General features: G+C 45.9%; 23 protein-coding genes. 17 read left to right on the top strand and 6 right to left on the bottom strand.

Annotation, left to right across the window (positions count from 1 at the left end; genetic code table 11):
- The first annotated feature begins 115 nt into the window (after positions 1 to 115).
- From VFW36_RS03120 to VFW36_RS03055, 14 genes are all read left to right on the top strand, one after another.
- Positions 116 to 364, top strand: a complete 249-nt coding sequence (locus VFW36_RS03120; protein ID WP_329657355.1) for an RNA-binding S4 domain-containing protein — start codon at positions 116 to 118, stop codon at positions 362 to 364.
- Positions 361 to 1,341 (top strand): anthranilate phosphoribosyltransferase, encoded by a 981-nt coding sequence (trpD, locus tag VFW36_RS03115; RefSeq protein ID WP_329657354.1) that lies wholly within the window; start codon positions 361 to 363, stop codon positions 1,339 to 1,341. Before VFW36_RS03120 ends, trpD begins: the two co-directional genes overlap by 4 nt.
- On the top strand, positions 1,338 to 1,748 hold the full coding sequence (gene tsaE, locus VFW36_RS03110) for a tRNA (adenosine(37)-N6)-threonylcarbamoyltransferase complex ATPase subunit type 1 TsaE (protein WP_329657353.1): 411 nt from the start codon (positions 1,338 to 1,340) through the stop codon (positions 1,746 to 1,748). Before trpD ends, tsaE begins: the two co-directional genes overlap by 4 nt.
- Entirely contained in the window at positions 1,741 to 2,463 is a 723-nt protein-coding gene (gene lptB / locus VFW36_RS03105) for an LPS export ABC transporter ATP-binding protein (RefSeq protein ID WP_329657352.1), read from the top strand. The genes tsaE and lptB overlap by 8 nt, the downstream gene beginning before the upstream one ends.
- A 6-nt stretch (positions 2,464 to 2,469) precedes the next feature.
- Positions 2,470 to 3,735, top strand: a complete 1,266-nt coding sequence (locus tag VFW36_RS03100; protein WP_329657351.1) for an RNA polymerase factor sigma-54 — start codon at positions 2,470 to 2,472, stop codon at positions 3,733 to 3,735.
- Complete coding sequence (locus VFW36_RS03095; RefSeq protein ID WP_329657350.1) at positions 3,735 to 4,508, top strand: TIGR02757 family protein; 774 nt, start codon at positions 3,735 to 3,737, stop codon at positions 4,506 to 4,508. Before VFW36_RS03100 ends, VFW36_RS03095 begins: the two co-directional genes overlap by 1 nt.
- 25 nt (positions 4,509 to 4,533) lie before the next feature.
- Positions 4,534 to 5,940: a COG3400 family protein gene (locus VFW36_RS03090; protein ID WP_329657349.1), complete on the top strand. Its 1,407-nt coding sequence runs from the start codon at positions 4,534 to 4,536 to the stop codon at positions 5,938 to 5,940.
- A 78-nt stretch (positions 5,941 to 6,018) separates the two neighbouring features.
- The gene (aroB, locus tag VFW36_RS03085) at positions 6,019 to 7,074 is read left to right on the top strand and encodes a 3-dehydroquinate synthase (protein WP_329657348.1); all 1,056 of its coding nucleotides are present in this window, start codon (positions 6,019 to 6,021) and stop codon (positions 7,072 to 7,074) included.
- The gene (locus VFW36_RS03080) at positions 7,071 to 8,690 is read left to right on the top strand and encodes a mechanosensitive ion channel domain-containing protein (RefSeq protein ID WP_329657347.1); all 1,620 of its coding nucleotides are present in this window, start codon (positions 7,071 to 7,073) and stop codon (positions 8,688 to 8,690) included. The genes aroB and VFW36_RS03080 overlap by 4 nt, the downstream gene beginning before the upstream one ends.
- Entirely contained in the window at positions 8,690 to 9,937 is a 1,248-nt protein-coding gene (gene mtaB, locus VFW36_RS03075; protein WP_329657346.1) for a tRNA (N(6)-L-threonylcarbamoyladenosine(37)-C(2))-methylthiotransferase MtaB, read from the top strand. Before VFW36_RS03080 ends, mtaB begins: the two co-directional genes overlap by 1 nt.
- Entirely contained in the window at positions 9,912 to 11,576 is a 1,665-nt protein-coding gene (locus tag VFW36_RS03070) for an AAA family ATPase (RefSeq protein WP_329657345.1), read from the top strand. Before mtaB ends, VFW36_RS03070 begins: the two co-directional genes overlap by 26 nt.
- A complete protein-coding gene (gene bioV, locus VFW36_RS03065; protein WP_329657344.1) occupies positions 11,563 to 12,078 on the top strand; it encodes a pimelyl-ACP methyl ester esterase BioV in 516 nt (171 codons plus the stop codon). The genes VFW36_RS03070 and bioV overlap by 14 nt, the downstream gene beginning before the upstream one ends.
- The gene (mog, locus tag VFW36_RS03060; protein WP_329657343.1) at positions 12,075 to 12,605 is read left to right on the top strand and encodes a molybdopterin adenylyltransferase; all 531 of its coding nucleotides are present in this window, start codon (positions 12,075 to 12,077) and stop codon (positions 12,603 to 12,605) included. Before bioV ends, mog begins: the two co-directional genes overlap by 4 nt.
- Positions 12,606 to 12,607: 2 nt before the next feature.
- The gene (locus VFW36_RS03055) at positions 12,608 to 13,471 is read left to right on the top strand and encodes a TraB/GumN family protein (RefSeq protein ID WP_329657342.1); all 864 of its coding nucleotides are present in this window, start codon (positions 12,608 to 12,610) and stop codon (positions 13,469 to 13,471) included.
- Positions 13,472 to 13,499: 28 nt separating this feature from the next.
- On the opposite strand, the gene VFW36_RS03050 is transcribed toward VFW36_RS03055, so the two are convergent.
- The 5 genes from VFW36_RS03050 to VFW36_RS03030 form a co-directional block, all read right to left on the bottom strand.
- The gene (locus tag VFW36_RS03050) at positions 13,500 to 13,907 is read right to left on the bottom strand and encodes a hypothetical protein (RefSeq protein ID WP_329657341.1); all 408 of its coding nucleotides are present in this window, start codon (positions 13,905 to 13,907) and stop codon (positions 13,500 to 13,502) included.
- A 131-nt stretch (positions 13,908 to 14,038) separates the two neighbouring features.
- Positions 14,039 to 14,920 carry a CoB--CoM heterodisulfide reductase iron-sulfur subunit B family protein gene (locus tag VFW36_RS03045; RefSeq protein WP_329657340.1) on the bottom strand — a complete coding sequence of 294 codons (882 nt, stop codon included), beginning with the start codon at positions 14,918 to 14,920 and terminating at the stop codon, positions 14,039 to 14,041.
- Between the two features lie 10 nt (positions 14,921 to 14,930).
- Positions 14,931 to 15,908, bottom strand: coding sequence for a succinate dehydrogenase iron-sulfur subunit (locus VFW36_RS03040; RefSeq protein WP_329657339.1), 978 nt, complete (start codon positions 15,906 to 15,908; stop codon positions 14,931 to 14,933).
- A gap of 10 nt (positions 15,909 to 15,918) precedes the next feature.
- Positions 15,919 to 17,631 (bottom strand): succinate dehydrogenase flavoprotein subunit, encoded by a 1,713-nt coding sequence (gene sdhA / locus VFW36_RS03035; protein WP_329657338.1) that lies wholly within the window; start codon positions 17,629 to 17,631, stop codon positions 15,919 to 15,921.
- A gap of 177 nt (positions 17,632 to 17,808) precedes the next feature.
- Positions 17,809 to 19,005, bottom strand: a complete 1,197-nt coding sequence (locus VFW36_RS03030) for a hypothetical protein (RefSeq protein ID WP_329657337.1) — start codon at positions 19,003 to 19,005, stop codon at positions 17,809 to 17,811.
- Between the two features lie 150 nt (positions 19,006 to 19,155).
- Between VFW36_RS03030 and VFW36_RS03025 the strand changes: the two genes are divergently transcribed.
- Genes VFW36_RS03025 through VFW36_RS03015 form a run of 3 tightly spaced genes read left to right on the top strand, consistent with a single transcriptional unit; the run spans position 19,156 to position 21,906 of the window.
- On the top strand, positions 19,156 to 19,986 hold the full coding sequence (locus VFW36_RS03025) for a thiamine-phosphate kinase (protein WP_329657336.1): 831 nt from the start codon (positions 19,156 to 19,158) through the stop codon (positions 19,984 to 19,986).
- A gap of 7 nt (positions 19,987 to 19,993) precedes the next feature.
- Complete coding sequence (gene truD / locus VFW36_RS03020) at positions 19,994 to 21,085, top strand: tRNA pseudouridine(13) synthase TruD (RefSeq protein ID WP_329657335.1); 1,092 nt, start codon at positions 19,994 to 19,996, stop codon at positions 21,083 to 21,085.
- A 2-nt stretch (positions 21,086 to 21,087) separates the two neighbouring features.
- Complete coding sequence (locus tag VFW36_RS03015; protein WP_329657334.1) at positions 21,088 to 21,906, top strand: phosphatidylserine decarboxylase; 819 nt, start codon at positions 21,088 to 21,090, stop codon at positions 21,904 to 21,906.
- On the opposite strand, the gene VFW36_RS03010 is transcribed toward VFW36_RS03015, so the two are convergent.
- A complete protein-coding gene (locus VFW36_RS03010; protein ID WP_329657333.1) occupies positions 21,896 to 22,498 on the bottom strand; it encodes a hypothetical protein in 603 nt (200 codons plus the stop codon). The two genes, VFW36_RS03015 and VFW36_RS03010, sit on opposite strands and share 11 nt — an antisense overlap.
- Between the last annotated feature and the right edge of the window lies 1 nt (position 22,499).

Here is a 22,499-nt window from a genome sequence, read left to right as displayed (position 1 = left end):
TTTGGGAGTTAAATCGCAATCCTAAAAAATTGTGGAACAATTTTTGCGCTCTTACCTCTCTTTTAGCTTTCATTACCTACAATAACCACTTCAAACTCAATACTACGGAACCTATTTGCGAATCGATAAATTTTTAAACGCCGTTAATCTGACCAAACGCCGTGCCGTCGCTCAGGATATGATCGGCGAGGGCGTCGTCTACATCAACGATAAAGCGGTAAAGCCCGCTAAAAACGTGGCGGTAGGGGATATTATTACCCTCGTGTATCTCGAAAAACAGATGCGCTACGAAGTGCTCGCTATCCCGAGTATCAAATCGACCCCGAAATCCCAACAACACCTCTACGTCAAGGAGCTATCATGAACGCGACCAAATCCGATTTTGAAGCGCTCTTTGAACATCGACTGAGCGATGAGGAGATGAGGGAGTTTTTGCTCTCTCTTTCTCTTAATAGTGATACATCTTCGGAGATGATTGCAACCGCCGCAGAGGTGATGCGTAGACATTCGATCATCCTCGAAGTCCCCGCTGAACTCAAACCCAAACTGATCGATGTCGTCGGAACAGGGGGAGACAAGAGCGGGAGTTTTAATGTCAGCTCCACCGTTGCCCTCGTCCTCGCTGCATCGGGTGCCTACGTCGCCAAGCACGGCAACCGCTCTATCACCTCCAAATCGGGAAGTGCCGATGTCCTCGAATATCTGGGTGTCAAACTCGATCTTACTTTGGAGCAGAGTTCGACGCTTCTTCAAGAGTGCGGATTTACCTTTTTGTTTGCCCAATACCACCATCCGGCGATGAAGTTTATTATGCCGATCCGCCGTTCGATCCCTGAGAAAACGATTTTCAATATCTTGGGACCTCTCACCAATCCGGTAGGACTCTCTAAAATCCTCCTCGGCGTGTTTGATGAGGTGTTCGTCCCAAAAATGGCAGAAGCGGCGCGTGAGTTGGGGATGCAATCGGCTATCGTGGTGAGTTCCCGCGAAAAGATGGATGAGATCAGTATCAGCGACATCACCTATGCGGGACACCTCAAAAATACTAAGATCGATTATTTTGAGATCGATCCGCAGATGTTGGGGATCAAAAAAGCACCGTTTGAAGCGATCCTCGGCGGGGAAGCGGAACGAAACGCCCAAATCCTCATCGATATTTTGAACAACCGCGCTACCGATGCCCAAAGGGATATGGTGCTGATCAATGCGGCATACGCTCTCGTGGCAGAGGGGATGGCTAGAGATGCGCAAGAGGGGTTAGAGATCGCTCGTGATACCTTGCTCAGCGGCAAAGCAGCCGAAAAACTCAAACAAATCGTATCGGTATCCTCAAAACTATGATGAAGCTTACCCAAAGCGAATTATCAATAGTGTGCGAACGCATCACCCAAGAGCTTCCTCAGGGGGGTGTTGTGATCTTGCAGGGGGATTTGGCGAGCGGTAAAACGACTTTTACCCAAGCGTTTGCCCGCTATCTGGGGATGGAGGATGCGGTTACGTCACCCACGTTTTCGCTTCAACAGGTGTATGGAGGTCGTTTGTTTCATTATGATCTCTATAATTACGGTTTCGAGAAGTTTTTGAGTTTAGGAATGATGGAAGAGTTAGAACGTGAGGGGTATCATCTGATCGAGTGGGGGGATGAAACTCTGATCGGATGGCTTAAACGTGCCGGTATCGATACCGTTGTTTTGAAAATTACTAAATGCGACGAACAATCGCGATGTTATGAGGTGCAGCGTGCATGAATTGAAAATTGAAAATTTGGTCAAAACGATCAAAAAACACGAAATTGTCCGCGGCATCAGTATGGAACTTCATACGGGTGAAGTGGTCGGGCTTTTGGGACCCAACGGTGCGGGAAAAACGACGACATTTTATATGGTGTGCGGATTGATCGAAGCAACGGATGGAAAAGTGTACATCGACGGCGAGGATGTTTCCCATTTGCCGTTGCACAAACGCTCCCGTATGGGGATCGGTTATCTGCCTCAGGAAGCATCGATTTTTAAAGATTTGACGGTGGAAGAGAATCTCATCATTGCGGCGCAAGCGGGAGATTTGGACAAAGAGATGGCGGCACAACGGATCGAGGAGCTGTTGGAAATGTTTAATATCGAGCCGATCCGTAACCGTCGGGGGATCAATCTATCAGGTGGAGAACGTCGTCGTGCGGAAATCGCCCGTGCGTTGGTCAACAAGCCCCGTTTTTTACTCCTCGATGAGCCGTTTGCAGGGGTTGATCCGATCGCGGTAATGGATATACAAGGGGTTATTACTCAGCTCGCTCAATACGGTATCGGGGTGTTGATTACCGATCATAATGTTCGTGAAACGTTAGCGGTATGTGATCGAGCCTATGTTATCAAAAGCGGTGAATTGCTCGCCTCGGGAACGAGTGATGAGATTGCCCACAATCCGGATGTGCGCCAGCACTATCTCGGTGAATCGTTTAAGTTCTAATAACGTATGTTACGGGTCAAAACAAACGTTGAGCTCAAAAACAAGCTCTCCAATACGCTGCGAAACTGGCTTCCGATTTTACAATCAAGCCTCAGTGATTTGGGTGAAGCGATGGCTCCGTTTGTTGAGAGTAACCCGCTAATTGATATTAAATCGGGTTATGAGGAATCTTTTGAATCTCGAATCCCGAAAAAAATTCAGTACGGCTACGTCCAAAATTCTCATAGCGAAGCAATTGAAGCGCTAACGGTTCAGAAAAGAGGTTTATTTGAAATCCTCGAAGAGCAGATTGACAGTTCCTTGTTTCCGACTCCTCTGTCACAGCTGATTGCTCGTCATGTTATCGAAAACCTCGACGAGGGGGGATATTATGAGGGAGACACCGAATCTTTTTGTAAAGTGCAGGGGATTAGCAGTGAACAGTTTGAGAAAATCCGTCTCCGTTTTATCCATGTTGAACCGGTAGGGATCGGGGCGCGTGATGTGAGCGAGTCGTTTTTGTTTCAACTTGAATCCTCCTCTATCAGCGATGCGGGATACACACTCGCCCGTGAGATGATTAATCATATGGATGAGTTGGGTCGATACCGTAAAGATGGAGCATTCGAGGAAGCGATGAAGGTTATCGGAAGCTTCAAAAATCCCCCTGCGATTGATTATTTGGAAGATTCCCAGCAGGTAATTCCGGATTTGATGATTTATAACGATGCCGAAGAGGGGATTGAGGTACGTCTGAACGATCAATACTATCCGGGGGTGACGATTGACACCGCTTACGGGGTCGATCACCCCTACGTACGGGAAAAACTCAAAGAGGCAAAAAGTCTTGTCGATGCGTTGGAGATGCGAAAAGCGACCCTCTACAAGGTAGGGCTGATGATCGTCGAATATCAGTATGACTTCTTTACGGGCGGAGCTATTAAACCGCTAACCCTCAAAACACTCGCGGATGAGTTCGGACATAACCCCTCCACGATCTCACGGGCGATCGCTAATAAATACATTGCGTGTGATCGGGGTATTTTTCCGATGAAAGACTTCTTTACCACCGCTATCGACGAAGATGTCTCCAATGCCGCGATCAAAGATTATGTGGCGGAACTGGTCAAAAACGAATCGCACAAAAAACCGCTCAGCGATATGAAACTCCTTGAACTGATCCAAGACAAATTCAAAATCACGATGGTACGCCGCACCATCGCCAAATACCGCAAACAGCTTAATATCGCCGGATCAAGCGAGCGTAAAGCGCTCTATCTTCTAGGGCGTTAGTGAAAGAGATACAGGCGTATTTGGACGCTGAAGTCAAAGCACGTAATTGTGCCGATGAACTCTGTAGCCAACGCCCCGATCCTCTGATGGTCGCACGAGGGAGCATGGATCAGCACCATTCCCTGACGTGCGCACTCTTTGCCTACGGGAGTGCCAAAGCGATAGTCTCGTTTCTCTCCTCGTTGGATCATGATTTAATTGATGCTGATGAAGAATCATTGCGTCAGAGATTAGAGGGGAGATACTACCGCTTCCAAACCTCTGAAGATATAATCCAGTGGTTTATAACCCTCAAGGCACTCAAAGAATCAGGGGGAGCCGAAGCGGTATTTATGCAGGGGTATTCTAACGGGTTGCTTGAGGGGGTAACTTCGCTCATTAGCACCCTCTATGATATTAATCCTTACCGTTCTAAAGGGTATGAATTTTTGATCGGAAAACCGATCTCCTCTAGTGCCAAAGCTTCTGCGATGAAGCGGTGGATGATGTATCTGCGATGGATGGTACGGCACAATGAACTCGATATGGGATTGTGGAGAGGAGTGTGTGCAAGCGATTTGATTATGCCGCTCGATACCCATACCTTTAACGTTTCACGCCGCTTAGGTCTTCTTGAACGCTCGGTATGCGATATGCGTGCCGCCTTGGAATTGACCAAAACACTAAAGAGATTTGACCCTCATGATCCGTTGAAATACGATTTTGCCCTCTATCGGATCGGGCAGGAAAAACAGCTGGATGCAGATTGTGGTACAATCTCATCGTTAAAATAGAATGCTAAAGAAGTTTATCCCGTAAATGAAAAAAATTTTAATCGTCAGTGACGGAGCGATCGGTCAACATTTTATCGAGCGTGTCATCGGTACCTACACCACTGAAAACCTCTATTATGTTGTCCAAACAAGTGATAAATCTTTCGAAGGATTCAATCCGGCACGATATAAATTTTTTCAATTTGATCCTACCAGTTTTTATAAAATTTCGAATCTTTTGAAGATGGATTTTTGGCAAGTGGTTTTGGTGATGGAAAACCAGAACGATTTGGAACATACGATCAAAAATATCCGTATGTATAAACCCTCTCTTCGTATTATCGCCCTCGATTTATGGAATACGATCAGCCCAAGCGATGATGTGGAGTGGGTCAACGTCCAAGAATTGGTTGCCGCCAATATGATCGATTATCTTCCGAATATCCCTGTTTTAGCCAAAAATATCGGTCTTGGCTCGGGTGAAATTATGGAAGTTCTCGTTCCGTTCGGGAGCTCGTTTGTCTATCGCCATATCGGTTCCATCGAACAAAAGAACTGGAAGATCGCGGCCATTTATCGTAATCGTTCCCTTATTATTCCCAGCGATAATAAAATGATTCAACCTAATGATACGCTGGTATTGGTGGGGGATCCTGCCGTACTGCGTTCGATTTATCGGGCTATCAAACGTGAACTTGGGCAGTTTCCCGCACCGTTCGGATCAAAAATCTATCTCTATATCGATATGAGTATCGAAAAAACCTCTTCGATCATGGCGTTGGTGCGACGGAGTGTCTACATTCAAAAGAAACTTCGCCAGCCTCTGATTATCAAAGTAATCAATCCGGGAGACATCGATACGCTTCGTATGATTAAAGCTTCGGCGACCGGAGATGTCACGATCGATATTGATTACAATGCACATCCGGATGAAGCGATTATCCTCAACGACATCAAAACATACCATATCGGTCTCTTTTTAGTGTCACATAGGGCGTTTTCGATAAAATCGATCCGAAAAAAACTCTATGCCGGTAACGTACCCGTGTTGAAGCTAGCCGAACGCTCATTCTCTTCACTGAAAGAGAGTGTTGTCATTTTGAGTGAAGAGGGGCATATCGAAAATATTTCGACGACGATTTTTGACGTTTCGTCTCAATTTAGTTTTAATCTCGAACTGATTAATTATACGAATGAAGAGGGTTCTCACAAACAAGAGGTGATTGAACATTTCAACAATCTTTCCGCTATCTTTTCCAAATCGATCCATGTCTCTACCCAAGAGAGTAATCCGATTCGAGAGTTGTGTGAGCGGGATAATTTTCTTCATGTTCTGCCGTTTACCTCCAAAATGTTTAAGAACCCGTTTATAGCTAATTTTTCGACCGATCCGGAAGTGCTCTATCGTAAACTCGGCCGTTATCATCAGCTTTTCATTCCGACGCAAATCTAACCCTATCAAGAGGGTTTTAAGCCATCTTTTAGTATTATCTACCTCATACCGTAACAACTTTATCTATCAGGTTTTTCTATGACGATATCCATCAATCTTAAACGTGTTATTGACGACTCTTACCCTATCCATATCGGAGCGTTGAGCGAGATAAAACATTCAGGGAAAGTGGTAGTTTTGACCAATCCCAAAGTAGCGGGATTGCATTTACAAACGCTTCTCTCCAAATTGAGTGCGAATGAAGTCTATATCGTCACTATCCCCGATGGGGAACACTACAAAACGTTAGAGACGATTGAATTTATTTTGGATCGTATGTTTGATCATCGTTTGAACCGTAAATCGCTTTTGGTCGCTTTCGGCGGCGGTGTGATCGGCGACATGGGGGGATTTGCGGCGAGTCTCTACAACCGAGGGATCGATTTTATCCAAATCCCGACAACCCTTCTTTCTCAGGTCGATGCGAGTGTCGGAGGCAAAACGGGGGTGAACAACCGATTCGGTAAAAACCTAATCGGAGCGTTTCATCAGCCGCGTGCCGTCTATATCGATCCGAGTTTTCTGAGTACGCTTCCTTCACGAGAGTTTGGGGCAGGGGTAGCTGAAATCGTCAAAATGGCGGTGACGTTTAACGCACCGTTTTTTGAGTGGCTAGAGAAAAACGATTTACGCGAGGGGGATAATCTACTACATGCCATCGCAAAAGCGGTAGAGACCAAAGCAGGCGTTGTCGAAGAGGATGAAAAAGAGCAGGGACTCCGTGCCGCGCTCAACTACGGGCATACTTTCGGTCATGTGATCGAGAATGAGACCAAATACGAAACCTATCTGCACGGCGAGAGTGTGGCTATCGGGATGGTGATGGCGAACGACTTGGCGTGTGAAGCGGGATTGATGACGCATGAGGAGGCAGCGCGGGTCAAGGCCCTTTTAGCGCGTTATGATTTGCCTCTTACCTATCCTATAGCCGATGTAGAAAAGTTTTATCAAGCCTTTTTCTTGGACAAAAAAAGTGCCGACAGCGCGATTACCTTTATCCTCCCGCGCGGAATCGGTGCGGTTGAAATTACCGATAGCATAGATGCATCGACGGTGAAAAAAATCTTGAGCTTGTTTCAAGGACGCGGCGCGTGAGAGCTTACCGTTTTCTTTTAGCACTCCTTTGTGTCGCTTCTTTGAGCCTCTATGCCGCCAAAAATGAAGATAAACCGGTAGATGAGTTAACGATTGAAATGCCCAAAGAGGTGCAGATTGAAAATGCAAAGGGTGAATTATCCAAAATTCAAAAAGAGCTCTCCAAAGGCAATAGCATTTGGCTCAAAAGCTATAACTCCTATATGGCGTATCAAGAGGCTAGAAAAAGTCTGCGCGATGTCAAATATCGGATAGATGAACTCGAAAACCGTTCTCCGAATGTTGAACGAAAGTTAGAAATCGAGGCGCTTCAAGCAAAGCAAAAAGTATTGACCGAACAAATCGATCTGCTCAAAGCACAAGGAGCATCCCCGTTTGTTTCTCTTCTCAAGCCGGATGAAGCGGGAGTTCTCCCTACGATTACGAACCCGTTTGAAATTGTAACCGGTCTTTCGTATGTCAAACGGATCAACAGTCAGTATCGCGATTATATTTTGCGTGAAGAGGAGTTGCAGGATCTTATCAAATTGTTAGAGCGTCAGGTAGTGCTCTACAAAGAGATTACCCGACTCGACTCCAAAGCCGATTATGAGGTAGAGCTTGAAGCAACTTTGTTACAGGTCGAAAAGTTCAAACTAGCGCTCGAAACCCTTGTGTCCACCGCCGATGTCTATGAAAAACGGATTGAGTCCACCGAAGCCAAGATCAATAAAGAGATCAAAGATCAAATTTACAAACTGTTGAACATCACGATGGTGGTCGCTTTCTTGTTTGTGGTCTCGTTCTTGTTTAAGCGGATCATCAAGCGCTATATCACCGATAACGAGCGGTTTTATACGGCCAATAAAATTGTAACCTTTGTCAATGTTACGCTGATCGTCTTGATCTTGATGTTCAGCTATATCGATAATGTCGGCTACTTGGCTACGGTACTCGGGTTTGCATCTGCCGGTTTGGCGATCGCGATGCGTGACTGGTTTATGTCGCTTTTGGGATGGCTGGTAATCGTAGTCGGAGGATCGATCCATGTCGGGGATCGTGTCCGTTTTGAAAAAGACGGAATGGTTTATCTGGGTGATGTTTTGGATGTTTCGATGCAGCGTATAACACTCATGGAGGATGTCACCTATACGACGCTTCAAACGAACCGCCGTGCCGGTCGGATTATCTTTGTTCCGAACAACTATATTTTCACCTCCATGATCGCCAACTACACCCACGGGTCGCTCAAGACCGTTTGGGACGGGATCGATATTATCATCACGTTTGATTCCGATCATAAAAAAGCGGCTCATATCGTCAAAGAGATTTGCCGCAAATATTCCAAAGGGTACACCGATATTACCCGTAAGCAGATCAACCGATTGCGTGATAAATATAGTCTCAAAAACAGCAATGTCGAGCCTCGCGTCTTCACCTTTATCGAGCCGAATGGGATGAAAATCAGCGCATGGTATCTCACCAATGCCTATGCGACGTTGACATTGCGCAGTACTATCTCGGGTGACATCATTGATGCGTTCAATGCGGAGCACGATATTACGATTGCCTATCCGACACAGACCTTTTATACCGCTCCGATACCTCCAAAATCACCTCCCCCTATGGACGTGTAATGAAGCCGAAAGTCTATTTTAAAACCTTCGGTTGTCGAACCAACCTCTTTGATTCCCAAGTGATGATGGGGTCTTTGAGCGATTACGAAGTAACGGAAGATGAGAGCCAAGCCGACATCGTTATCGTCAACTCCTGTACGGTGACCAACGGTGCCGATGTGAGTGTCCGTGGGTATATCAACCAGATGGACAAACAGGGCAAAAAGCTTTTTTTGACCGGTTGCGGCGCCCATACCAAGGGAGAATCCCTTTTCGGAGCGGGGAAAATCCAAGGGGTCTTCGGACCTTCGGAGAAGATGAAAATCAATACGCTCCTCTCGCGTGAGAGCCGTTTTTATGAGATCGGGGATCTCAACTATATCGACGATGCGATTGTCGATGAGTTTGTCGGAAAATCGCGTGCGTTTATCAAGATCCAAGAGGGGTGCAACTTTCGGTGCAGTTACTGCATTATCCCTTTTGTGCGCGGTGATGCGCGTAGCATGGACGAAGCCAAAATCCTTGAGCAGGTTTCACGTTTGGCGAGTAACGGCTTTGGGGAGTTTGTCCTTACTGGGACGAACGTCGGAAGTTACGGGCAGGGTGAGGGGCGCAATATCGCCGAACTCATGAAAAAGATGTCGCTCATCCGCGGTGTCCGTCGCATCCGTGTGGGGTCGCTTGAACCGATTCAAATCAATGAGGCGTTTCGGGAAATTTTGGATGAGCCGTGGCTGGAACGTCATCTTCACATCGCGATTCAGCACAGCTCGGATGAGATGCTTCGCATTATGAACCGCCGTAATCGGCATAAAAACGATGTAGAATTGTTCGATATGTTAAATGCCAAAGGGTTTGCCCTCGGAACCGATTTTATTGTCGGACATCCGGGGGAGAGTGATGCGATCTGGAGTGAGGCGATGGAGAACCTTCGCCATCTTCATCTCACCCATATTCACCCTTTTACCTACTCCAAACGTGACGGAACACCGAGTGCGACGATGAAACCCGAGGTCAATGGAGTGGTATCGACACAGCGGATGAATGAATTAAATGCCATTATTGACGCGAAAAATCGCCGCTTTAGAGAGAACAGCAAAAATACCCCTTTAGACGTATTGGTAGAATCCTTTGATGGAGATTGCTACATGGGGTATGATCAGTTTTTTAACAAAATACGCATCCGATCACAAGAAGATATTAGCGGAGATTGGATCACACTGCAAGATTATGAGGTACACGATGAATATAACATGGCCCAATTTTAACCGTAATCAGCTCATTTTGATCATTTCGGGGGGGATCGTTCTCCTCTTGTTGTTGTTTGCCCTGTTACGTGACAGCGCCGATACTCTCACCCTAGAGGAAGCGACAAAACTCATCGAGAATAATCAAATCGAAAAAACGTTTATGGATGGGGGATACACCTATTTTGCCACCAAAGACAAGGGTGTGGTCAAGATCGCTTCGTCGCAATTACCGCCTGAACTGACGGCGCATCTCATCATCGAGCCAAAAAGCGGCAACGGCTGGTTATGGTTTTTCTTCTTTTTTGCTTTGATCGGCGGTGCCGGATTTTGGGCATGGAAGAGCCGTTTGGGATTTGAAGACGATACTCCGGCTGAGGCTCCTGTCGTTGCAAAAGCCTCAACCGAGTCAGAAACTGCCTCTTCAAATGTTGCTGCCGTCAAATCGACCGTCCGTTTCAGCGACATCGGCGGTATCGGCGATGTCAAAGAGGAACTCGAAGAGATTATTGATTTTTTACGCAATCCAAAACGCTACTACAGTTTCGGTGCCCGTATGCCGCGCGGTGTGTTGCTTGTAGGTCCTCCGGGGGTCGGTAAAACGATGATCGCCAAAGCGGTTGCCGCCGAAGCGGATGTACCGTTTTTCTACCAAAGCGGTGCATCGTTTGTTCAGATTTATGTCGGTATGGGGGCAAAACGGGTGAGCGAACTCTTCTCCGCCGCCAAGAAAAATGCCCCTGCCATTATCTTTATCGACGAGATTGATGCGGTAGGTAAAAAGCGTGAGGGGGGACGAAACGACGAACGTGAAGGAACCCTCAATCAGCTTCTTACCGAGATGGACGGCTTTGAAGAGACGAGCGGCATCGTCGTTATCGCCGCGACCAATAACATCGACGTCATGGACGCCGCATTGCTGCGTGCGGGGCGGTTTGACCGCCGTATCTTCGTCGATCTTCCGACGGCAACGGAACGTGAAGCGATTTTACAAAAATATCTTCGCCATATCCCCAATGATCTTTCCGTTGCGGAGATCGCCAAAATGACGGTCGGATTTAACGGTGCATCGTTAGCCGCATTGGTAAATGAGGCGGCATTGCTGTGTATGCGCCAAAACGAGATTCAGGTAAAACTTGAGCATTTCTTGGCGGTTAAAGACAAGGTGATGTTCGGGAAAAAGAAAATCGCGATGCTCAGTGACGAACAGCGCCGTTATCAAGTACGCTATCAGGCGGGGAAAGTATTTGCCGCCACATGGTTTGATTTGCCGTATGAAAAGATCACCCTTACCAATGACGCGATTACTCCTCCGACCGCCGAACCGCAGTTGCGACATGAGATCGAAGCTCATATACGGGTTCATTTGGCGGGGATCGCATCCTCACATCTCCGTTTCGGCGAACACGCCAGCAATGCGTCGCATGATCTTGGAGTTGCCAAAGCACTGGTTCATGCAATGGTCTATGAGTACGGGATGGGAAGCAGTGTTCTCCCCTCTGCTGAAGATGAGGGGGCGATCATTGATCGCCTCTATAATGAGATGAGTATGCTCTTGGAACGGAATGAAAAAATTCTTTCCAAATTCGAATCGATTTTGGATGAATACGAGCATATCTCCAAAGCCCTTGCCAAAGCAACGATGAATGAGATTTTATAGCGGTTTTGCTCTGAGCGGGGATCAGCACTTTTTTGATCCCTATCTCAAGCACAGTGACTATACGGTAGCAGGTTTCAGCTACGGTGCGATCAAAGCGGCACACTATGTGGCTGAATCACATGAGCGTATCGATACCCTCCAACTTTTTTCTCCCGCATTTTTTCAGACGAAAAAAGAGTCGTTTCGACGCCTTCAGATGGGCGGCTATTTCAAAGACGCCGAGCGGTATCTGGAAAACTTTTTGACGAGCTGTTTTGCCCCTGCACCCGTAGCGCCTATTTCGCTGGGGAGCAACGACGCCGAATCGCTACAAGAACTCCTTTATTTTGAATGGTCGAGCGAGCTGATGGACTCTATACGCTCCAAAGGGACACGTATCGAAGTCTATCTAGGGCTTGATGATCAGGTGATTGACGTCGCTGGAGCGCGCGAGTTTTTCCTCCCCTACGCCACCGTTATCTCCATCCGAAGAGGAAACCATTTTTTACAGGAGCCATTATGAACAAAATTAAAATAGGGGTAATTACCGCCTCAGACCGTGCGAGTGCAGGGATTTATGAAGATATTTCGGGCGTTGCGATCCAAGATACGATGAGAGATTACCTCAAATCGGAACATGAAATCGTCTATCGTTGTATCCCCGACAATCAAGATACGATTGAAGAGACGATGATGGAGTTGTGTGACCGTGAGGGGTGCTGTCTCGTCGTGACGACGGGGGGAACAGGTCCTGCAAAGCGTGACGTGACTCCTGAGGCGACGGAGAACGTCTGCGAGAAGATGATGCCGGGGTTTGGTGAGTTGATGCGCTCTGTGAGCCTTAAATACGTTCCTACGGCGATTCTGTCACGACAAACGGCGGGAATCCGAGGCAAAAGCCTTATCATTAATCTTCCGGGGAAACCTAAATCGATTCGTGAGTGTCTGGACGCGGTATTTCCGGCTGTGCCGTACTGCATCGATTTGATTGAAGGGCCGTATTTGGAGTGTAACGAAGAGGTTATCAAAGCGTTCCGACCGAAGCAGTAACCATGTTACTCTTTAGAGTTTTGTTCTCTATCGTTCTCCTACTTTCCACCGTTTATGCGGAGTCGAGCGTCTGGAAAATCAGCGACGGCAAACACACGATGTATATAGGGGGGACGTTTCATCTCCTCCGTTCAACCGACTTCCCCCTCCCGCATGAATTTGACGATGCGTATCGTCAATCGGATTATGTCGTTTTCGAAACCGATTTATCGCAAGCCCAGAGTCAGACATTCCAACGTGCATTGGCTCAGAAGATGATGCTTCCTTCCGGAAAATCACTTTCAACAATCCTTTCTTCTAAAACCTACAAAGAATTAAAAGGCTATGTCGATTCTCAAGGGTATAAAATCGAGATGTTTGACCACATGCAACCGTGGGCGGTGATGCTGACCTTGACACAACTGAAGCTGAGTCAAATAGGTATCGATCAAAACGGGGTGGACAGTTACTACTATCAGCGTTCGTTAAACGATCATATTCCTCAGCGATACCTTGAGAGTATCGAAGAACAAAGAGCAATTATCACCGACATCGGTGAGGGTGAAGAGGATGCGGTAATCCTTCAAACGCTGAGGGATATGAAAGAGCTTAATAGTATGATGGCGTGGATGGTGAGCGATTGGCGAAAGGGTAAAACCGAGCGTCTGAAACGTGAATTGGTGGATGAAATGCGAACGGAGTCTCCTAAAATGTACCGTAGTGTGCTAAAACTGCGAAACGAAGCATGGATGCCAAAACTTCTTTCGATGCTTCACGAAGAGAAGAGGGGATTCGTACTTGTCGGAGCGATGCATTTGTTAGGAGAGGATGGATTGCTAGAGCAGTTTCAAAGAGAAGGATACAGCGTCGAGTTGTTAAAAAAATAATGGATGCGACACGAATGTCGCAATCTTTTTACCAGTCGCGAACGAGGTTATGACAACGCATACAAGCGCGCTGAATGTCGAGATAGGCATTTTGGGCAGTTTCACGGCGGAAGTTATCTTTACTTGATTTGATAATTTCGACATTATCGGCAATCAAATGAGCTGAAGTCGTTGCGATATTGGCTTTATGTGCCTTCTCTGCCGGGAGCATCTTACGCATCATCTCTTCATTTCCCAATAGTTTTCCACTCTCTTCACCGAGTGCTTCTGCCGCTTTTAGAGATTTTTCTTTGTTCCCCTCAATAAACCCTGCCTGCATCAGCATCATATAGTTATTGAGTTTGTACATATTTTCTTTGAGATTAAACTCAGCCGCGCCAAGTGTTGAACTGATTGTTAAAGCCGCAACGGCACCGATTAAAAATCTTTTACCCATGAAAACTCCTTTAATGACATTACTATACTATAAGTGAAGATTGATTAAATGAATATTAATTCATGTTATACAGAGAGGGTAAAAAGAGATGGTAACTTTTGGAGGAGAGCCTCCAAAAGTCTAAGAGAGTGTTAGATGAAATTGACTTTCGTAACGTGGTGTTTAAGACCAAGTTCCTCAGAGGTACATCCAAGTGCAAGTCCGACCATTTGTTGCATATGAAGAACCGGAAGGGAAACTTCACGGCCGATTGCAACGGAAGCATGGTGTGTTTGAGTATCAAGCTTGAGATGACAAAGAGGGCATGGAGTGACCATCCAGTCCGCATTCGCATCCATCGCTCCGGCAACGGCATTACCGGTTAAAATGGCTGCAGTGCGAGGTGCTTGAAGTTCAGCATGGAAACCGCAGCATTTATTTTTCTCTTCGTAATCCACACTAGCCCCACCGCATGCGATGATAAGATCATCCAGTGAGGTTGGTTTGTACGCATTTTCATGACCTTTATGCGTTTCATTTTGAAGCTCAGAAGGACGGATATTGTGACATCCGTAAAACGGAGCGATATTGAATTGGCTTAGAGGTTTAACCACCATCTCTTTAATCTTATCAAGACCGAAATCATCGATGATAGCATAAAGGAAATGGGTTATTTGGGACGTCCCTTTGTACTCTAATCCTACTTCAGAGAGTTTCTCGTTCACTTTTGCTTTTAGTTCTGCATTGTTATCAAGACGGTGTTTGGTCATTGCCGTATTGAGCTGACATGTATTACAGATAGTAACCATCGTTAGCCCATGCTTTTCAGCATAAGCGATGTTACGTGCATTGAGTACAAGGGATAGAAAGTCATCATAATCTTGCAGATGTGAAGCGCCGCAACATGAAGCTTCGGTAAGTTCCACAAGCTCAATCCCCAATTTTTTTGCAACCGCCAACGTCGACATCATTTGTTCCGGTGTACTCTCTTTTGCGGTACAACCGGTAAAAAGTGCGTATTTTAATTTTTCCATTGAGTACTCCCTAAAACTTTACTGTTGATGAAGATTTGACTAATTTTTTGATCTCATCTAATTTATCGGCTTTCGGCATATTCCATGGCAATACGATTTTACCTTTGGCAAACATTTTCAACGCAACCGGAACGTGTTTTAGTACACCGATATTCCCTTCGGAATAACGGACAAGTTCACCCTCATCGAGTAGACCGTGCTTTTCAATCGAGTGAGCAAACCCGACGGCATGGCGAGTAGCGACGTTGTCTTTCGCGATTCCCGCTTCGAATACCATGTTGTGCAGTTTGGTGATTTTCTCGATAGGATTGACCTCTTTAGGACAAACCTCGGCACACTCCATACATTTGACACAATCCCAAACGCCTTGAGCCTCTTCATTGACGATATGGAGACGCTGAGTTGAGGCTTCGTCACGGACATCGGCGCTAAAGCGGTATGCCGCAGCGAACGCCGCAGGACCGAAGAATTCATCGTTGATCGCTAATGCCGGACATGAGTAGTGACACGCACCGCATTGGATACAGTAATCGGCTTCAAGAAGCTTTTCAGCATCGTGAGGGCTTACGAGATGCTCTTGCGCCGGATGCTCTTCGATTTCGCTGACAAGATACGGTTTTACTGCCGCATGTTTGTCCCAGAAATCTTTTTTGTCGATAATCAAGTCTTTGATTGCCCGTTTGGTACTAAGCGGCTCGATGGTGATCTCTGAACCGAAAGTTTCGACGAGATCAAACAGACGGGTTTTACACGCCAAGATCCCTTTGCCGTTGGCTTTGATAGCACAAACGCCGCAAATACCGTGACGGCAGCTTCGACGATACGACAAAGTACCGTCATGATCCCATTTGATGCGGTTGAGAATGTCAAGAACTACCTCTTCGTGGGTGACATCCAAAACGTAGGTGTTATAGTAAGGGAGGTAATCGGTCTCTTCGTTGAAACGGAAAACTTTGAACGTCACCTGTTGAGTTTTTATTGCTTCCATGACGTTCTCCTTAATATGATCTGGCTTTGAGTTCATGGCGACCGAGGGTAACGTCCATGTAGTCAAGTTTGATAGTGCCGTTTTCATCCATGTATGCCATGGTGTGTTTCAAGAAATTTTCATCATCACGTGTCGGGAAATCTTCACGAAAGTGGGCTCCGCGGCTCTCTTTACGATCTAATGCACTGGCTACGATGAAAAGTGAATAATCGAGCATATGCCCGAACTCGATCGCCTCTTGAAGCTCGGTATTGAAAATTTTTGAGGTGTCGGCAATACGGATGTTTTTATAACGGTTTCGTAAATCGTTCAGAATCCCCATTTGTGCTTGCAACGTTTCCGCGGTACGGAAAACACCGGCATTGTCGGTCATCGATTGTTGAAGCTCTTCGCGAAGTGCTGATACTGATTCTTGACCGTTATTGGTGAGAACCCAGTTCATTTCATCGATCATGCGCTGTGCATCTTCTTCGGTAGCGTGGTGAAGAGCGATAGAATCAACTTCTTCTACCATCGTTTTACCGACGAAACGGCCAAATAGCAATGCTTCGAGAACGGAGTTCGCTCCCAGACGGTTAGCTCCGTGAACGCTTGAACATGAACATTCACCCGCTGCGTAGAAGCCCTCGACAAATTCGGTATTGTTTTTGCGAACGTGACCGTGTTTGTCCATCGGGATACCGCCCATAGAATAGTGAGCCGTTGCCGAGATCAAAATCGGTTCTTTGATCATATCAAGTCCGAGGAAGGTGATCGCGAGGTCGCGAAGTTCCGGAAGACGTTCCATGATCTTCTCTTTGCCCAAATGGACGAGATCGATGTAAACGGCATCTTTACGAGGCCCTACACCGCGTCCTTCACGGATCTCTTGGATGATAGCACGGGCTACAACGTCGCGTGATGCGAGTTCCATTGCGTTCGGTGCGTATTTTTCCATAAAACGCTCACCGAGTGAGTTGAGAAGTTTCCCCCCCTCACCGCGAGCCGCTTCGGAGATCAAAACACCGTTTCCGGAAAGCCCTGACGGGTGGAATTGTACGAACTCCATATCTTCGAGAGGAAGACCGTGGCGTGCTACGAGCGAGAGACCGTCACCTGTATTGGCGTGAGCGTTAGAGTTGATTTTGAATGCACGAGCGTATCCGCCGGTTGCGAACATGACCGCTTTGGCATTGAAGATCGCTTTTTCAGAGTTTCGGATATTATAGGCGGCAACACCGTATACTTTTCCGTCGTTATACAACAAATCGGCTACGTACCACTCATCCCAAAATTCGACCCCTTCACGGAATGCTTGCTCATAAATCGTTTGAAGAAGGGTAAGCCCTGTTCGGTCTTTTGCAAAACAGGCACGCGGAGACGATTGCCCTCCGAACGGACGTTGAGCAATGGTTCCGTCTTCGTTTCGGCTGAATGCCGCACCCATACGTTCAGCCCAACGGATCGTTTCAGGTGCTTTTTCACACATAAATTGGACAACGTCTTGGTCTGCGAGGTAGTCAGATCCTTTGACGGTATCGAACTCATGGAGCTCTACGCTATCAGCATCGCTGAATGCCGCATTGATCCCCCCCTGCGCTGCACCGGAGTGACTACGCAACGGGTGAAGTTTTGTGACGACGGCAACTTTTTTGCCGGCTTTTTGCAATTCGCGAGCGGCAGCACATCCAGCTAGTCCCGCTCCGACAATAACCGCATCATAAGTATAAATGGGAATACTCATACGCCTTCCTTGTTCATAAAATCTGTGAACGATTATAGCGCGCCGCTCCTTGGGCAAGATTAAAAAGGTTTATAGATGGGTATGGGGAATGAAAGTGTTCAATGTTGTCCAAAATAGTAACAGAATGAGGTTTTGAGTCACCCATGATGGGTGGAAAAGTTACATGATAATAAAAGTTTAACGATAAGAATCGGATTGTTCACGAAGTTGTGCGATACGGTTTCCACCGTTTTCTTTGGCTTTTTCCACCAATTTTAGAGCGTCTTGAATCGCTTCATCAATCGATTTGACAGGAATTTTGAGGAGAAATCCTCCACTGAGAGTCACTTTGATGACTCCTGTTACGGTATTGAAGCCTGATTGCTCCACCGTATGGATAATCTTTTCACAATCTTCCAGCGCGATTTTTTTGCTGTTGCGCGACATGACAAAAACGATATGATCATCATCCAAATGGGCAGTAATGTCAAGCGGCTGTTCATACAAAGCGATAATGTCACCGATTTTTTTGAACAGATTACCGCTGTCTTCTTTGGAAAGGGATTTGATTAATGAGGCATATTGATCGATTTCAAAAACGGCTAAAAAGATGGTATTACTCGCTCGACTCGATTTTTTAGCATTAAAAACCGTCATAAGCCCTTTGAAATTGTTTAATCCGCTTGCGGGGTTGATAAGCCCTGAACACGCAGAAGGTGCTTGTATGGTTCGGCGTGCCAGCCGTTTTTGGATGAAATCCATCTCTTTTGTTAATACTATTTTTGCTTCCCCGTTTGTGTCGAGTGCGCATACCTTATCAATATCGCTGTAGATTTGATTTAGACGAGAACGGTAAAAAAGAAACACGAATATAATAAGAGTTAGCAGGGTTAATGTCGTTATTTTCGCCATCTCAACTGATGTATTTAGCAGGTAGATTTGGTGATCGACCATCCGATCGATCTCCCCTAAAAAGGCATTACGCGAGTTTATCATTTGGGTATGGCGGGAGTCCCGTGAGATAGGGAGTGATTCGGACCAACTTAGGGCGCTCTCCGAAAAAGCTTGAGAAGAGGCTACTAGTGAGGGTACTATAGAAGCATTTTCTTCATTAGCGGTGATGAATGAGTCCAACATCCCTTCGCTACTGGAGAGTTTAATTGACAACGCGATTTCGGATAGGGAACCGTTGATCAGAATGGAAGCCATTTTAGGATCACTCAGATCGCTATGAACGATTTTATCGATCAATAGACGTTGTTTTTTGAGTTCCCCCAAACGGTCGCTGAAGTTTGTGATTTGGAATAGCTGAAGTGTTAATACAATAGCGACAGCGGTAAGTATGAATAATGCTGTTTTTAAATTGGTAAAAATTTTTTGGATCGATAAAAGCACTATTCTTCCTCCCATTTATAGGTTTAAATAATTTACGAAGTATACCGCTAAATTGTTAGAAAATATTTTAGCACACGTTAATAAATATTACAATTTAACGCTTCTGTAATCTCATATCGACTATAATCGTATTATTATTTAGAATGGATCGTGAACTTGAACGTAGAAAATTATTTTATTTCCACATTTAGTTCCCAAAAAAGCCGCATCGGTGATGACGGTGCGGTTGCAGGGGAGTGGATTTACAGTAAAGATCTTTTTTTTGAAAATGTCCATTTTAAGCGTCACTGGCTGAGTCCGTTTCAAATCGGGTATAAAGCGATGATGGTTAACATTTCGGATGCGATTGCGATGAATGCTATTCCCCGTTACGCCCTTTTGGGGATCGGGATGCCGAAATCGTTCTCCTTAAACGAAATGAACGAGCTCTCTTCGGGGATTCGCACCGCGGCATCGGAATACGGTATGGAAATCATCGGCGGTGATACGATCGGTAACACCAAGCTCGATCTCTCTATTACGATAATCTCATATGCAACCGATCCGTTATTGCGTAAAGGGTTGAAACAAGGTGATCTTATCGCCTATACAGGGGAAATCGGTAAATCATTACGAGGACTTCGCTATCTGATGGCGGGGGGGAAAGTGCATTCCAAAAGTCGATTTGTTGCTCCCAAACTGCGTCAGAGTTTTGTTTCACAGGCTCGCCGTTATCTTCGATGCGGGCTCGATATTTCGGATGGGTTGTGCAGTGATGTCGAAAAGCTCACTCGTGCAAATCGGCTGGGGATGCAGTGGGATAAAAAAATCCCGAAAAGAGTTCGCTGCAGTGGGGAAGAGTATGAAATGCTTATCGCTTTTTCCCCTGCAAAGCGTAATGCCATTCGTCGTATAGCGGGGCGGACACGAACGCCGCTAACGATCGTCGCTCATGCGGTACGCGGAAAATATACCAATCGATGCAAGTCGCATCATTTTTAGGAGTTTCATGGAACGTCAATATTACCTCCCCCACAGCTCAATCGAGTTTCATTTTCGACAATCTCCGCGTGATTTTGTCGTTGACGAAATACCTCTGTACCCTTTTAGCGGTGAGGGGGAACATCTGGTTCTGCATGTTCGTAAAAAGAACCTCTCTACATGGCAGATGATTGATATTTTCAGTAACCACCTTGGAATCAAAGGGCGTGACATCGGATATGCCGGTCTCAAAGATAAAAATGCCCAAACCAAACAATACATCTCTATTCCCCGTAAATACGAGAGTGCTTTGGAGAATTTCGAGCATGAAGGGATTAAAATTCTCGAAAAAATGTACCATAACAATAAAATCCGTGTGGGACACCTAAAAGGGAATCGATTTTTTATCCGTCTCAAAAAAGTCAATCCGACCGCTGCCTTTAAAATTCAAGAAGCTCTCAAAATGATCAAAAAACAGGGGATGCCGAACTATTTCGGTTTTCAGCGTTTCGGGATTGACGGAGAGAACTATAAAAAGGGGCAAGCGATATTGGCAGGAGAACTGAAAGAGCGGAATAAAAAGCTGGCGCAGTTCTATGTCAACGCCTATCAAAGCTATCTATTCAACGATTGGCTCAGCCGTCGTGTTCAGATTTCCAAACTCATTGAGAGCTTCGGGATCGATGAACTTAGCAGTGTTTTACCTCTTCCTAAAGAGGAGTTGCAAGCGATGAAATCTCAAAAGCATCCGTTCAAACTGATCCACGGGGACGTGATGATGCACTATCCTTACGGTAAAATTTTCCATTATGAGTCTGATGAAGAAGTGGATCGTTTTTCAAAGCGTGATATTTCGGTTACGGGTTTGCTCAGCGGCAAGCGCGCTACTCGTGCCGCCTCATTCGCGGAGAGCATCGAAAAAGAGTATGACGCTATTACCAGCGGCATAGACGGAGCACGTCGTTACGGCTGGATTTTCCCTGAAGAGATCGAGGGGGAGTACAAAGAGAACGATGCATGGTTTGAACTCCATTTTACCCTTCCAAAAGGGTGTTATGCCACCGTGTTGATCGAAGAGATCGCTAAACGCCCAATCCAAACTGATGAATCACAGGAGTAATTATGAAACAGCATTTTACCTCGGCATTGTCCCAATCTTTTGGTCGTTTTGCCTCTAAAGAGCACGGAAAAAGATTTCAAAACTTCATTAATCGTACCTATGTACGTTCGATGGGATTGGACATGTCTGATTTTGATGCGCTGGAATCGTATCCGACTCTGAACGCTCTTTTTACCCGAAAATTTCGTCATATGAGAAAGTACTCAACCGATCCTCTCGATATGATCAGCCCGTGTGATTCCCTGATTACCGAATGCGGAGTGATTGAAGAGGATCTTGCGTTACAAATCAAAGGGATGAGCTACAGTGTTGATGGCGTATTGGGCGATGGGATCACCGCCGATTCGAAAAAAAGTGTCCACAACGGTCTTTTTGTCAACTTTTATCTCTCTCCGCGCGACTATCACCGTTATCACGCTCCTATCGATATGCAGGTTCTGCGTGCGGTTCATATTCCGGGAAAACTCTATCCCGTCAATATCCCTTCTCTCAAAAAACAGATGAATCTTTTTATCGAAAATGAGCGGGTTATTTTGGAGTGTTTGAACTCTGAGGGAAAACGGTTTTTCCTTATTTTGGTCGGGGCATTGAATGTCGGGGAGATGGAAGTGAGTTTTGAACCTCGTATCCGAACCAATACAACACTTACCCCAAGTCAATACAGCTATAAAGATCTTTATCTGAGCAAAGGGGACGATTTCGGATGTTTTCGAATGGGCTCTACTATCGTAATGCTATGTGAAAAAGATATGGTGGAACTCGGTATCTCAAGCGGGCACAATGTACGATTCGCCCAAACGATCGGGCGTCTTAAGTCCTAAAGAGGATGTCGAGTCGGACACTCAGATGTCCGTCTTGCTCGTAGATTTCAATTTCACTGTCAATCGGTGGATGAAGTTTGACCAATGCCCCTTGGATCGAATGAAAGACGTGGTTGAATTTTGGAAACATCGGTGCGTAAATCCGATCGATATGCCCCTGTTGGATGATATGGGCAAGCGAAGCGATACCGCTGTAATAGACGGTTTTATTGACTGAACGGTTGATCCGGTAGTCACGAAGAAGGTTGATGTTTTTAATCAATACCTCTTTCTCTTCTTCACACAGAACTTTATTCTCGTGTGCCCGATCAAGCTCTTCTTTGATTTCTTGTTCTACTATCTTTTGTCGTTCTTTGATCTCTTGATCCAGCAATGGATCATTATTTCGGATCAGCTCTATAATGCGATCGGTATCTAGGGGTTTATTGGAGGTGAGGTAGGTGTAGCGTTTCCCACCTTCATATTCATGATTTAATGCCTGTATAAGCTCTGCAACAATACTCAGATAAATAAATTTATCTTCTTTGTTTAGATCAAAAGTGACCCCATGAGCTGAGATAAGAGGCTTTGGACCGGAATACTTTAGAGGCATT

It is taken from the genome of Sulfuricurvum sp., assembly GCF_036279695.1.
GTDB lineage: Bacteria > Campylobacterota > Campylobacteria > Campylobacterales > Sulfurimonadaceae > Sulfuricurvum.
The sequence above is the reverse complement of the archived record's forward strand: the minus strand, read 5'-3'. Positions and strand labels throughout refer to the sequence as shown.